Source organism: Brevibacterium mcbrellneri ATCC 49030 (assembly GCF_000178455.1).
In the GTDB taxonomy this organism is placed as follows: Bacteria; Actinomycetota; Actinomycetes; order Actinomycetales; family Brevibacteriaceae; genus Brevibacterium; species Brevibacterium mcbrellneri.
In genome coordinates, this window is record NZ_ADNU01000049.1 from 42516 (window position 1) to 54729 (window position 12214).

The window sequence follows — 12214 nt, forward strand, 5'->3', positions numbered from 1 at the left end:
ATATGAGAGACGCTAAACCATACAAGGAGTACCACGTGATCGAACTGCGCGATCTTCGCAAAGAATTTGCTGGCGCTCCGGCACTGGATGGAATCAACCTCACCATCCCAGACGGTCAAATCCACGGAATTGTGGGACGCTCGGGTGCCGGAAAGTCCACGCTCATTCGATGCATCACCGGGCTAGAAACGCCCACCAGCGGCACCGTCACCATCGACGGCACCGCCATCACCGGGCAATCCGCCTCGGGCCTGAGGCGTGCCCGCCGTTCGATCGGCATGGTGTTCCAGCACGCGAATCTGCTGGACTCCCTCACTGCGCAAGGCAACGTGGAGCACCCACTCAAAGTGGCAGGCGTCCCAGCCGCTAAGCGCAAGGCACGAGCACAAGAGCTCCTCGAACTGGTGGGCCTAAACGACCGCGCCAACAACCACCCCGCACAGCTGTCCGGAGGTCAACGTCAGCGTGTGGGTATCGCCCGCGCCCTTGCCACGGAACCCTCACTTTTGCTGTGTGACGAACCCACCTCGGCACTGGACTCACAGACCACCAGCCAGATCCTGCAACTTCTACGTTCCTTGCGTGACCGTCTGGGCATTACCGTGCTCATCATCACCCACGAAATGTCAGTCGTGCGCGAAATCTGCGACGCGGTCACCCACCTGGTCAACGGAACGATCGCCCACACCGGAACGCTCGAAAGTGTGTTGAGCGAACCAGCTTCACCGCTGGCCAAAAGCCTCATTCCGCTTCCAGAAGGCACCGACATCACCGGGACCTTGGAAGTTGCCCTGCCTGCCACCTCGGTCACGGGTCCCGAGGCGGGCGCCGGCACGGTCTCAGGTGTCTTCGAAGCTGCCTCGCAGGCTGGTGTGCCGATCTCAGCCGTCCAAGCCGGCACCGTCGAAGTCATCGCTAACCGGCAAGTAGGACGCCTGCGCGTTTCTACCCAACGACCCGAAGACCTGCCCCGCCTTTCCCAGGCACTCCAGCAGGCCGGGTACACAGTAGGTGGAACGACCTCGGCGAACAACGCCCACAACAACGGAAAGGAGGCCAACGATGTGGCTGAATAACCCCGTCATCGCGAATGAACTGTGGCCAGCCTTCTGCGAAACCCTGTTCATGACGCTGCTGTCAGCCTTGTTCTCCGTTGTTTTGGGACTGCCGTTGGGGATCCTGCTGTGGCGAACCGCCAAGAACTCCCTGTCCCCCAACCCGGTCCTGTACCGAATCCTGTCGACGATCGTGGACATCGGGCGTTCGATCCCGTTCATCATCTTGATGATCGCGCTCATCCCGTTCACCCGATTTATGGTGGGCACCGCGCTGGGATGGTACGCAACGGTCGTACCGCTGACCGTAGGAGCGATCCCGTTCTACGCCCGGTTAGTTGAATCAGCCTTGCGCGAAGTCTCCACCGGGAAAATCGAAGCCGTCACCATGATGGGGGCCAGCCGCGGACAGATCATCCGCCAGGTCATGATTCCCGAGGCGCTGCCCGGCCTGGTTTCGGCAGCCACCGTGACCACCGTGACCCTGGTTGGTTACACCGCGATGGCTGGTGCGGCCGGCGGCGGAGGTGTTGGCGCCCTCGCTATTTCCTACGGCTACCAGCGCTACCAAGGAGACACGATGCTGGTGTGCATCATCGTGCTCGTGGCACTCGTGGGCGTACTGCAGTTCGTAGGCGACCGGATCGCACACGCCGTGGACCACAGATAAGCACTCCAAAACTTTAGCGGCACTTGGGCGAAGGTGCTCGCAGGGGTGGCTGACACCTCGGCGGGCAACCTGGCCCGTACTTACCAATTTCACGCAAATAGAAAAGGAAACACGTATGAAACTCCGCATTGCAGCAGCCGTTGCAGCTGCCAGCCTTCTGCTCACCGGTTGCGGTCTCGCAGGTGGGGACGCGAAGGAAGTCGGCAAGAAGAACGGCGATATCACCACGCTTACAGTGGGCGTCTCACCGGTTCCACACGGTGACATCCTGAAGTTCGTCGACGAAAACCTGGCAAAGGATGCTGGCCTCGACATCGAAATCAAGGAATACACCGACTACACGCTACCGAACCGCGCGCTGGTTGACGGTGACCTGGATGCCAACTACTTCCAGCACAAGCCATACCTGGATACTGAAGTTGAAGGTCAGGGATACAAGATCCACGGCTTCGAAGGTGTCCACATTGAACCGATCGCACTTTTCTCCAAGAAGGTGAAGTCGGTTGACGAACTGCCTGACGGCGGAACCATTGGTATCAACAACGACCCTGCCAACCAGGGTCGCGCGCTGGACATGCTGGCCAAGGAAGGCGTCATCACCTTGGCTGATGGCAAGGACGCAACCACTGCGACCATCCACGACATCAAGGACAACCCCAAGAACCTGAAGTTCCAGGAAGCCGACGCAGCACAGCTGGCACGCACCCTGGACGACACCGACGCGTCGATCATCAACGGAAACAACGCACTCGAAGCTGGTCTGTCCCCCACCAAGGACTCGATCCTGGTGGAATCGGCAGAAAACAACCCATACGCCAACTTCCTTGCCGTGCGAGACGGCGACCAGGACAACGAATCGATCAAGAAGCTGGACGAACTTCTGCACTCACCTGAAGTCAAGAAGTACATCGAAGACACTTGGACCGACGGCGCTGTTCTCCCAGCGTTCTAAAGGTCTGAGGTGCTCAGGTACTAGTCGGTTCTGACCGGCCAAACCACTGCTCTTGATCGGCCAAACACGACCATCTGAATGCACAAGCGAGGGACTCCCTGGTAATCAACCAGGGAGCCCCTCGCTTTGAGTCAGCTACGCAAGTGGCTTCTGCACCACCAGAACTGCTTAGAACAAACCGCTGATGTTGCCGCCGTCGTCAACGTCGATCGTGTTGGCTGCCGGCTTCTTTGGAAGCCCTGGCATGGTCATAATGTCGCCACAGACCACAACTACGAAGCCCGCACCGGCAGACAGACGCACGTCAGCTACCTCGAGCACGTGCCCAGTTGGTGCGCCCAACTCGGTTGCGTCAGTCGAGAACGAATACTGGGTCTTGGCGATACACACCGGCAAGTCGCCATACCCGTCTTCTGCGAACAGTGCCAGCTTGTTGCGCACCTTCTTGGGAAGTTCTACCCGGTCAGCACCGTAAACCCGCTGGGCAATCGTTGTGATCTTTTCTTCCAGCGTGGCGTCAAGTGGATAGGTGAACTGTGGTTCCTTGCCCGAGGTGTCCGCTGCTTCTGCAACCGCGATCACCTTGCGTGCAAGGTCGGTTGCACCCTTACCACCTTCTGCCCAGTGGCGCGCGAGAGATGCTTCTACACCACGTTCCTTGAGTGCCTCAAGCAGTGCGGTGTGTTCAGCGTCAGTGTCCGATGGGAACGTGTTAACGGCAATAACTGGGGTGACACCGTAAACATCGCGGACATTCGCAATGTGCTTGTCCAAGTTCACGAGACCAGCCCGCATTGCGTCGACGTTTTCGTTCTCCAGGTCAGCTTTAGCGACCCCGCCGTGGAACTTCAACGCACGCACGGTAGCCACGATCACGGCAGCGGACGGGAAGATTCCCGCAGCCCGGCACTTGATGTCGATGAACTTTTCAGCACCCAGATCAGCGCCGAATCCCGCCTCGGTGATCGCATACTGGCCGTAGTTCATCGCAGCCGTTGTAGCAAGCACCGAGTTGCACCCGTGGGCGATGTTTGCGAACGGACCACCGTGGATAAACGCTGGCGTTCCTTCAATCGACTGCACCAAGTTGGGTGACAGCCCCTTGGCCAAGAGAGCGGCCATCGAACCAGCGACTTCGAGGTCGGCGACCGTCACTGGTTTCTTATCGAACGTGCGCGCAACCACAATGTTGCCCAGGCGCTCCTTCAAGTCAGCAATCGACGTGGCCAAGCAGAACACGGCCATGACTTCACTTGCCACAACAATGTCGAAGTGGTCTTCGCGAGCCATCCCGTTGTTGTAGCCACCCAAACCGATCGCAATATCGCGAAGAGCACGGTCATTCAGGTCAACGACGCGACGAATCTCAACCCGGCGAGGGTCAATTCCTAGAGTGTTTCCCTGGTGGATGTGGTTATCCAGTGCCGCACACGCCAAGTTGTTAGCCAACGCGATTGCCGCGAAGTCACCTGTGAAGTGCAGGTTGATGTCTTCCATTGGCAGGACCTGGGCGTAGCCACCGCCGGCAGCTCCACCTTTCATCCCAAAAACAGGTCCCAGGCTAGGTTCCCTCAGCGCCAGGACAGCAGGGGTTTTGCCTTCTGGGACGTCCCAGTTTTCTTCGTGTGCAACTTCATTGATGCCATCAGCGAGCCCAATCGAGGTAGTGGTTTTGCCTTCCCCGGCCGGCGTGGGGCTCATCGCGGTGACTAAGACTAGCTTGGCTGGGGTCGTCGACGGTGTCGAAGAGTCAGCAGCTTCGCGGTCGCGTGTCACTGTGGTTGCAGGAACTTTTGCCTTGTCATGGCCAAAGGGAACGATGTCCTCAACGTTGAGGCCCAGCTTGGCTGCAATAGTAGAGATAGGACGGATAGTAGCTTTATGCGCAATTTCTAAGTCAATGCTCATAGTCACAATATTTACACACACTATTTACACACACTGCGTTCCAGGTACTATGAAAGCGTGAGTAATTACCCTCAATACCCAAACACGCCCGGATCTGGCAACAGCCCCCAACCTGGAGGCAATAGCCCATACGCATCCGGAGCGCCCGGCCAATCACACAACTACGGAAATGGTCAGCCTTACGGCTCCCAGCCAGCAGGTAGTGCCGGCCAGCAACCTTACGGCTCCCAGCCAGCGGGTGGCGCCGGTCAGCAGCCTGCTTACGGAAACTCATACGCCAACCAGGGCATGGGTGGCGGAATGCCTGCAGGGTTCGGTCAGCCCGGACCTGACGGAACGGTTCCTCTCAACCAGCCCCACTACGGCGCGTCGATCAAAGAAGCGACCATGCGCTTCTTCAAGAAGTACGCGCGTTTCAACGGGTTTGCTTCCAGGAGCGAATTCTGGTGGCCAGTACTCTCGCTGATTATTATTCAGTTCATCCTCATGATCCCTTACATCATTGGAATTGTGATGGTGTCCGCGGGCACGGCTACTGCCGCTTCGTCGTACTCATCAACAGGTACGGCTGGTGGCGGAGGGGCAGCCACGTTTGGAACTATCCTCGTGTTCCTCTCTGGTGGACTCCTCTTCCTATTTGGACTGGCCGTCATTGTGCCTTCCATCGCGCTGGCGGTTCGTCGTCTTCACGACGCCGGTTACAGCGGTTGGTGGTACCTCTTGTCCTTGGCTCCTTTTGGAAGTATCGTCGTTCTTATTTTCTGCGCAATGGAAAGCAAACCAGAAAAATGGCAACCCGAATGGTATGACCAAAACGCCTAACAGCAACAACAATCCTTAACGAGTGGGAGTCACAAAAGTGGCTCCCACTCGTGTTTTGCAACGTAACCAAACAGCAACGTGTACACGGCCATACAGGCGAAGTGCCCCCGTAGGATAAGCATGAGATCCTTGTGAACCCCCCCCCTTTTGGAGCTAAACATGTCACAGTACGACTACGGGCAACCGCAAGCGACCCCGTACCCACAGCCACACGCACACACGTATGTGAGCGTGCCACCGGGCTTCGGTCACCCTGGCCCCGATGGCACAGTGCCGCTTAACCAGCCGTGGTACGGAATTGGCTTCATGGAGGCAAACAAACGCTTTTTTAAGAAGTACGTCCGCTTCAACGGCTTCGCGTCACGTGGCGAATACTGGTGGTCATTCTTAGGCTTGACCTTGATCGGGCTTATTCCGAGCGTCATCTTCTCAATCGGATACATCATGGTTTTTGCCGGTATTTTGAGTGCGGCTGCGTCAGCGTCGTATGACGGAAGTGGCGCAGGAGGCGTGGTAACTTCCGGGCTTGGATTCGTTTTTCTGTTGGTGGGGGGCGGCTTGACGAGTCTCATCAGTTTCGCAACGTTCTTACCATCACTGGGAGCATCTATCCGGCGGCTACACGACGCAGGCTACTCCGGCTGGTGGTACTTACTGATCTTCGCTCCGTTCGGAACCTTCATTATCGTGGTACTCCTCGCCATGCCCACTAACCAAGAAAAATGGCAACAGGACTGGTTTGACACCTCGGAAGGCTAATCAACAACTGCCTGTTTCGGGACTGCCACACGTGGCAGTCCCATTTTTTGTGCATGTGACGTTGACTGAAGGAGGAACACAAGAAGGAAAGTGAACAGGCATGCAACCATACAAGTCCGATGCGTGGTCAACTGATCTCTACGGACTCCCGTCAGGACCAAACACCGAGCCACGCCCCTCACCGGCTCCCCTCCACGGACCCCTCGCCCGCCCCCGTAAACGCCCGCGCGCACGCTTGGCGGTCACCTCGGTCATCATCGCAGCGAGTGTGCTTGTAGTGGCAGTGGTGTGTCTAGCCCTGTTCCTCGCCCGCTGAACCCGAACGTTGCATCAGAGCCGGAATCACACGCGTCCGGGTCAGTGGTGCGAACTGCCGAGCATCCGTGTCTGGGGGCAGCTGCTCGTAGCTAAACCATCCGATCTCTTCGATTTCGTGCAAACACTGTGGTGCGTCAACGTTGAGATCCGCCGGAACCGTTTCGCACACAAAGATGTGTCCAGTCACCGTGTGCTGTGCTTCATTGGCAGCGGGGGCGGTGAAGGTTCCTAAGAAAAATAGCTGGTTCGCATCCAGGCGCAGCCCCAGTTCTTCGCGAATTTCACGCACCACCGTGTCCTGAGCTGTTTCGCCTGGCTCGGGTTTTCCGCCCGGCAACATAAAAGAGGTAGTCCCCCTCTTGCGAACCATGAGAAGCGCAGGTTCGCTGGGGTGCTGAATGACTAAGGCTGAAACGGTGATGCTCTTCATGGGATCCTTACGCGTTCGGGCCCGAGGTGGTTCTCACCTCGGGCCCGAATCACTGTGTCTTATGCGTTCTTCTTAAAGAAGAGCTGCTTGTTTGCGAATTCGTCCATGGCAAGTGGGCCCAGTTCGCGACCAATGCCAGAACGCTTCACGCCACCGAACGGTAGGTATTCGCGTGATTCTTCAGGAGTGTTGATGAACACCATTCCGGAGTCGATCTGCGATCCCACCTTTTCCGCGCGTGCGGAGTCCGAGGAGAAAACAGCTGACCCCAGCCCGAACTGAGTGTCGTTGGCAAGTTCGATGGCTTCTTCTTCGCTTGAAACCTTAAACACCATGAATGCCGGGCCAAAAAGTTCTTCGTAGTACCCGCGGCTCCCCTTCTTCACGTCGGTGAGGACAACCGGGCGAACCCACGCCCCTGGGCCGTCGTAGTCTTCGCCACCAGCCAAGAGGGTTGCCCCTTCAGCTACGGTCGCCTTGACCTGTTCGGTAAAGCGTTCCTTTGCCCCAGTCGAAGACAGCGGAGCGAGCGTGCCCGGGTCTTCCCACGGGTTGTCCACTGCGATGTCTTTGGCTGCCTGCGTAATGGACGACACAAAGTCATCGTAAATGTCTTCCATGACGATCATGCGCTTAGGCGAGTTGCACGCCTGCCCCATGTTACCCATACGGGTGTTGAACAGGAGGTCTGCAGTCTTGGCAACATCTGGCGTGTCCAGCACCACATATGGGTCAGATCCGCCCAGTTCCAGAACGACCTTCTTGAGGTTCTTCCCTGCTTCAGCTGCCACAGCTTTTCCGGCGCGTTCTGAACCGGTAAGCGAAACACCCTGGTTGCGTGGGTCGGGCAGAATGACGTCCGCAACCTGTTCGTTGGTTGCGTAGATGTTGATGTATGCGTCTGCAGGAAGGCCTGCTTCCTGAAAGATCTGCTCCATGACTTCTGCTGACCATGGACACTGTGGAGCGTGCTTGAGCAGAATCGTGTTCCCCAGAGCTAAGTTAGGTGCTGCGAAACGCGCCACCTGATAGTACGGGAAGTTCCACGGCATAATGCCCAGAATCGACCCGGTTGGTTTGCGCAGCAAGTACGCGTCCCCGTCGTTGGCGCCACGCAGTTTTTCTTCTTCAATGAACGCTTTGGCGTTGTCTGCGTAGTATTCGTAGATCCGAGCCGAAATTTCGACTTCACCCTGACCGGCAGGAATGACCTTACCCATCTCAGTCTGGATGATCTTCGCAAGCTCTTCTGAACGTTCGCGGTAGATGGCAGCGACCTTACGCAAAACTTCTACACGCTGTTCTACCGGGGTAGTCTTCCAGCTCGCGTACTCCTTGTGGCTGCGTTCCAGGGCATCTTTGATCTGGTCATCAGTATCGGTGGGGTACTCTTTGACGGTTTCGCCATTTGCCGGATTTACAACTTTGTATTCAGACACGGTTTATCCCTTCTGTTGACGGACTCGGATGAGCCGGTTAGTTACACGTTACCAACGTTCAAGAGGTGTTAAACCTCGTTGCCACGTATTTCTCAATACGAACTCACGCCCCGAACGAATCCGTAGATACTCCGTGTTTTCCAGCGGTTTTATGACTAGGGTGAAAAACATGGATATTCGACAGCTCGCACTCAACTACTATGAAACCGTGGACAAAGGTGACCCGGAAGCCACCTCGGACCTTTTTGCACAAAACGCAACCTACGACCGCCCCGGATACGACACGTTCAAGGGTGAAGAAATCCGGGAGTTCTACCGCAACTCTCGCGTGATCGAATCCGGTGCCCACACCGTCAACATGGTCGTGGTTGAAGGGTTCACCGCAGCGGTCCACGGTACCTTCGACGGGGTGCTCAAAGACGGTAGCGAAGCCCATGAAGGGTTCGCCGACTTCATCCAGTTTGACGGCGACGGGCTCATCGCGGCACGCAGGTCATTCTTTTATCGCGCAGCAGTGTGAAACGTGCGTGACTTCGCCGGGTGAGCCTGGCAAACTTTGAACATGAGTACGACAAGCTCCGCCGTTTTGGCGCTCGCAGAAAACGAACTGGCCCACGCACAAGAAGTCGCAAACGTCACCATGCGTGAACTCCACGACGCGCACGAAGCCGCTGAAGCGTCACTGCTTTTGGACAACGTGTGGAACGTGGGAAAAGCGGGGACTACCCAACTGGAACCCGGCTTGATTGTGGCGCTTGCCCACTCTGGTAACTACGTGGGTGGCGCCTTTGACAACGACACAAACGAACTCATTGGTGTCACCGTGGGGTTCTTTGGGCGGCCACTTGGCAAGTCCATGCACTCACATATCGCAGGTGTGCGGCATGACCAAGTGGGGCGCGGAACCGGTGCCGCGATGAAGCTCCACCAACGCCTCTGGTGCCTCAACCACGGGATCATGCAGATGACATGGACGTTCGACCCGCTGATCGCACGCAACGCGGCGTTTAACTTCCGCAAACTGGGTGTCTACTTCGTTGACTACTACGAAGACTTCTACGGCCAGATGCGCGACGGGGTGAACGCAGGTCAAGCATCAGACCGCATGATGGTCAGCTGGAGTTTGGACCGTGCACCTAAAGAAACGTCGTCCAAACGTTTAGACGAAATCGATGATCTGGATATGAACTACGCGCTCCACGTCGGGGATTCCGGTGAGCCGGTGGAAAGCGACGTGCCTAGGTCCACCACGTACGCGGCGCTACAGATCCCTGCCGATGTTGAAACCCTGCGGGGCGCCGACGCAGAACTCGCCGGCCAGTGGCGTCACGCGTTGCGTCGCGGGATTGTCCAGCTCACCCAAGACGGGTGGGACCTAGCCGGTCTGCGCAAAGATAACACGTACATCTTCACCCACGACTGAGCCAGTCCCACCCGTCCTAGCGGCCAAGCAGCTGGAGCGTTATCCGTTCCACTGCTCCCGCAGGAGTTTCTTGTCCAGCTTTCCGACCGAGGTGCGTGGCAGTTCGTCTGTAATGATCACCTTGTCTGGGAGCTGCCATTTGGCAAACCGTTCGCTCAAGGTGGTGTAGACGTCGTCTTCTGTCACGGTGTTACCTGGGCGTGGCACCACGTACGCAACTGGGCGCTCTTGGTACTTGGGGTCCGGCACACCAATCACTGCGGCTTCGAGGATTTTGGCGTTGTCCAGAATGGAGTTTTCCATGTCGATTGACGAAATCCATTCGCCGCCAGACTTGATAACGTCCTTGAGGCGGTCAGTCAGTCGCAGGTGTCCTGTTGGCTCAATGACGCCAACGTCACCTGAACGCCACCATCCGTCCATGAAGCGGTCAGAATTGTCGTCAAGCTTGTAGTAGCTTTCGGCAATCCACGGTCCGCGTAGCAGAAGTTCACCTGCGGACTTACCGTCACGCGGTAGCTCTTTGCCTGTGGGGTCCACAATCTTCATCTCTACGAGCAAGCTTGGAAGCCCCTGCGAACGCTTAAGGTCCCACTCTTCTTCTTCAGTGAGCGTTGACCCTGGCTTGGTTCGCACGTTGGCGGTGACCAGTGGTGTGGTTTCAGATGCTCCGTAGGCGTGGATGACGTTAGCTCCGGCGACCTCTTTGAAGCCCTTAATGAGAGCCAAAGCAGGTGCTGTTGAACCCGAAACCAGGCGCAGACGCGACAGGTCTGGCACATTGTCCAAGGTCTTCAGGTAGTCGAGCACTGGAGCAAAGATAGCGGGTGCCCCGTTTGCGAGTGTCACTTCTTCTGTCACGAGCGCTGGCGCAACTTCTGCGATGTCGTTCGCACTGAACTTGCCGGGCAGAACCATCTTGGCTCCCACTGCAACACCCGCCTGTGGGAAGCCCCACGACATCACGTGGAACATAGGCGTCCAGGGCATGACAGTGTCTGCTTCTGTCACTGACAGGATCTGGCACAGGTTCAGAGCGTGGAGCACTACGGAGCGGTGGGAGTAGAAGATTCCCTTGGGACGCCCAGTGGTTCCGGTGGTGTATCCGGCAAATGCGGCGGTGTTTTCTTCGACGAACTCAAAGTCGTACTCTTCGCTGGCTTCTGCCATGAGGTCTTCAAAGAAGACAACGTTGTCAAGCGTTGTGGAGATCTCCGAGGACGGCTTGTCCGTCATGACGATCCACTTCTTGACGTACACCTTGGGTGCCAGCTGCTCAGCGATTGGCAGAAGTGATTCGTCAACAAAAACGGTTTCGGTACCTGAGTGGGACACCACGTACTCGAGGTCGTGGGTGGCCAACCGCAGGTTCAGCTGTACTAGGGTGGCTGCCACTGCCGGAATACCAAAGTACAGCTCCAGGCACCTCATCGAGTTCCAGTCGAGCACACCAACGGCGCTACCTGGGCCAATGCCCAAGTCTCCCAGGACGTTGGCAAGCTTCTTGACGCGGCGTCCCAGTTCAGCGTAGTTGCTGCGCTTCCATTCGCCGTCAATTGTGCGGTGCACAATTTCGCGCTCTGGGAACACAGCTACTGAACGTGTCAGGAACGTGGTGAGGTTGAGCGGGAAGTTGTCTCCCTGGGTTGAAGCGCGTCCTTTAAGCACGGTTCACTCCTTTGAATACTGCGGGTCGTTTCTCCAAGAATGCGGCTACGCCTTCTGCATAGTCTTCTGTTGTCCGAAGTGCATCTTGCCCTTCTGCCTCCCGGCCTAGAGCCGCATCAAGTTCAGTCAGTGTCGCGTCGTTGATGGCACGTTTGGTGCGCCCCAACGCAACGGTCGCGGATTTCGCGAAGGTGGCCGCAACTTCACCGGCCCGGGTATCCAAAAGATCGGGGGCAACGACCTCGGACGCCAGCCCCCATTCAAACGCCGAGGTGGCAGTCAGTTTCTCTGCAGTGAGCGCCATGCGGAGGGCGCGGTGGCGGCCAGCGCTGGCCGCGACTAACGCGGTTGCCCCACCGTCGGGCATGAGTCCAATCCGAGTGAACGCGAGCATGAGGTATGACTTTTCGCTCATAAGAACGTAGTCAGCCATGAGGGCCAAGGAGCACCCGATCCCTGCAGCCGGACCGGACACCGCCGCAATCACAGGGACTTCGACGTTGCGGTAGGTCTGCATGAGACGAGTAATCTTTTCCATGCCCAGGCTGCCTTGGCCTGGGGACATGAGGCTCACGTCAGCGCCAGAACAGAACGCGCGCTCGTTACCTTTCACAATGACTGCACGCACTTCTGGGTCCAGGTTGGCCAGGGCGTCTTCCAGTGCAAGGAAAGCCTCGAGGTGCAACGCGTTCATAGCGTCTGGACGGTTGAACTGAATCGTGAGAATACCGTCGGTGAGATCGGTGAGCACTCCTTGGCTCATAGCTCCT

13 protein-coding genes are annotated in these 12214 nt (G+C 57.3%); 8 read left to right on the plus strand and 5 right to left on the minus strand.

Annotation, left to right across the window (positions count from 1 at the left end):
• Nucleotides 1-35 precede the first annotated feature (35 nt).
• From HMPREF0183_RS09125 to HMPREF0183_RS09135, 3 genes are all read left to right on the plus strand, one after another.
• Entirely contained in the window at nucleotides 36-1076 is a 1041-nt protein-coding gene (locus HMPREF0183_RS09125; RefSeq protein ID WP_040348763.1) for a methionine ABC transporter ATP-binding protein, read from the plus strand.
• On the plus strand, nucleotides 1063-1725 hold the full coding sequence (locus HMPREF0183_RS09130) for a methionine ABC transporter permease (protein WP_005885233.1): 663 nt from the start codon (nucleotides 1063-1065) through the stop codon (nucleotides 1723-1725). The genes HMPREF0183_RS09125 and HMPREF0183_RS09130 overlap by 14 nt, the downstream gene beginning before the upstream one ends.
• Before the next feature lie 115 nt (nucleotides 1726-1840).
• Nucleotides 1841-2677: a MetQ/NlpA family ABC transporter substrate-binding protein gene (locus HMPREF0183_RS09135; RefSeq protein WP_005885234.1), complete on the plus strand. Its 837-nt coding sequence runs from the start codon at nucleotides 1841-1843 to the stop codon at nucleotides 2675-2677.
• A gap of 168 nt (nucleotides 2678-2845) precedes the next feature.
• On the opposite strand, the gene HMPREF0183_RS09140 is transcribed toward HMPREF0183_RS09135, so the two are convergent.
• The gene (locus HMPREF0183_RS09140; protein WP_005885235.1) at nucleotides 2846-4585 is read right to left on the minus strand and encodes a formate--tetrahydrofolate ligase; all 1740 of its coding nucleotides are present in this window, start codon (nucleotides 4583-4585) and stop codon (nucleotides 2846-2848) included.
• A gap of 57 nt (nucleotides 4586-4642) precedes the next feature.
• On the opposite strand from HMPREF0183_RS09140, the gene HMPREF0183_RS09145 reads away from it, so the two are divergent.
• The 3 genes from HMPREF0183_RS09145 to HMPREF0183_RS09155 all read left to right on the plus strand — a co-directional run bounded on the left by HMPREF0183_RS09145 (nucleotide 4643) and on the right by HMPREF0183_RS09155 (nucleotide 6482).
• A complete protein-coding gene (locus HMPREF0183_RS09145; protein ID WP_005885237.1) occupies nucleotides 4643-5407 on the plus strand; it encodes a DUF805 domain-containing protein in 765 nt (254 codons plus the stop codon).
• Nucleotides 5408-5566: 159 nt separating this feature from the next.
• A complete protein-coding gene (locus HMPREF0183_RS09150; protein ID WP_005885240.1) occupies nucleotides 5567-6166 on the plus strand; it encodes a DUF805 domain-containing protein in 600 nt (199 codons plus the stop codon).
• Between the two features lie 100 nt (nucleotides 6167-6266).
• The gene (locus HMPREF0183_RS09155) at nucleotides 6267-6482 is read left to right on the plus strand and encodes a hypothetical protein (protein ID WP_005885242.1); all 216 of its coding nucleotides are present in this window, start codon (nucleotides 6267-6269) and stop codon (nucleotides 6480-6482) included.
• Here HMPREF0183_RS09155 and HMPREF0183_RS09160 read toward each other — a convergent pair.
• Together HMPREF0183_RS09160 and HMPREF0183_RS09165 are read right to left on the minus strand one after the other, a co-directional pair.
• On the minus strand, nucleotides 6459-6914 hold the full coding sequence (locus HMPREF0183_RS09160) for an NUDIX hydrolase (protein ID WP_005885244.1): 456 nt from the start codon (nucleotides 6912-6914) through the stop codon (nucleotides 6459-6461). The genes HMPREF0183_RS09155 and HMPREF0183_RS09160 overlap by 24 nt on opposite strands.
• Before the next feature lie 59 nt (nucleotides 6915-6973).
• On the minus strand, nucleotides 6974-8353 hold the full coding sequence (locus HMPREF0183_RS09165; protein WP_005885246.1) for an NAD-dependent succinate-semialdehyde dehydrogenase: 1380 nt from the start codon (nucleotides 8351-8353) through the stop codon (nucleotides 6974-6976).
• A 169-nt stretch (nucleotides 8354-8522) separates the two neighbouring features.
• On the opposite strand from HMPREF0183_RS09165, the gene HMPREF0183_RS09170 reads away from it, so the two are divergent.
• A complete protein-coding gene (locus HMPREF0183_RS09170) occupies nucleotides 8523-8873 on the plus strand; it encodes a nuclear transport factor 2 family protein (RefSeq protein WP_040348765.1) in 351 nt (116 codons plus the stop codon).
• Between the two features lie 42 nt (nucleotides 8874-8915).
• Nucleotides 8916-9776, plus strand: a complete 861-nt coding sequence (locus tag HMPREF0183_RS09175) for a hypothetical protein (protein WP_005885250.1) — start codon at nucleotides 8916-8918, stop codon at nucleotides 9774-9776.
• A gap of 39 nt (nucleotides 9777-9815) precedes the next feature.
• Here HMPREF0183_RS09175 and HMPREF0183_RS09180 read toward each other — a convergent pair whose 3' ends face one another.
• Both HMPREF0183_RS09180 and HMPREF0183_RS09185 read right to left on the minus strand, forming a co-directional pair.
• Complete coding sequence (locus HMPREF0183_RS09180; protein ID WP_005885252.1) at nucleotides 9816-11444, minus strand: long-chain-fatty-acid--CoA ligase; 1629 nt, start codon at nucleotides 11442-11444, stop codon at nucleotides 9816-9818.
• Nucleotides 11437-12207 carry an enoyl-CoA hydratase gene (locus tag HMPREF0183_RS09185; RefSeq protein ID WP_005885255.1) on the minus strand — a complete coding sequence of 257 codons (771 nt, stop codon included), beginning with the start codon at nucleotides 12205-12207 and terminating at the stop codon, nucleotides 11437-11439. The genes HMPREF0183_RS09180 and HMPREF0183_RS09185 overlap by 8 nt, the downstream gene beginning before the upstream one ends.
• Between the last annotated feature and the right edge of the window lie 7 nt (nucleotides 12208-12214).

Coding starts and splice junctions, on each gene's coding strand:
- HMPREF0183_RS09130 (WP_005885233.1), top strand. CDS start 1,063: ATGTGGCTGAATAACCCCGTCATCGCGAATGAACTGTGGCCAGCCTTC.
- HMPREF0183_RS09135 (WP_005885234.1), top strand. CDS start 1,841: ATGAAACTCCGCATTGCAGCAGCCGTTGCAGCTGCCAGCCTTCTGCTC.
- HMPREF0183_RS09140 (WP_005885235.1), bottom strand. CDS start 4,585: ATGAGCATTGACTTAGAAATTGCGCATAAAGCTACTATCCGTCCTATC.
- HMPREF0183_RS09150 (WP_005885240.1), top strand. CDS start 5,567: ATGTCACAGTACGACTACGGGCAACCGCAAGCGACCCCGTACCCACAG.
- HMPREF0183_RS09155 (WP_005885242.1), top strand. CDS start 6,267: ATGCAACCATACAAGTCCGATGCGTGGTCAACTGATCTCTACGGACTC.
- HMPREF0183_RS09160 (WP_005885244.1), bottom strand. CDS start 6,914: ATGAAGAGCATCACCGTTTCAGCCTTAGTCATTCAGCACCCCAGCGAA.
- HMPREF0183_RS09170 (WP_040348765.1), top strand. CDS start 8,523: ATGGATATTCGACAGCTCGCACTCAACTACTATGAAACCGTGGACAAA.
- HMPREF0183_RS09175 (WP_005885250.1), top strand. CDS start 8,916: ATGAGTACGACAAGCTCCGCCGTTTTGGCGCTCGCAGAAAACGAACTG.
- HMPREF0183_RS09185 (WP_005885255.1), bottom strand. CDS start 12,207: ATGAGCCAAGGAGTGCTCACCGATCTCACCGACGGTATTCTCACGATT.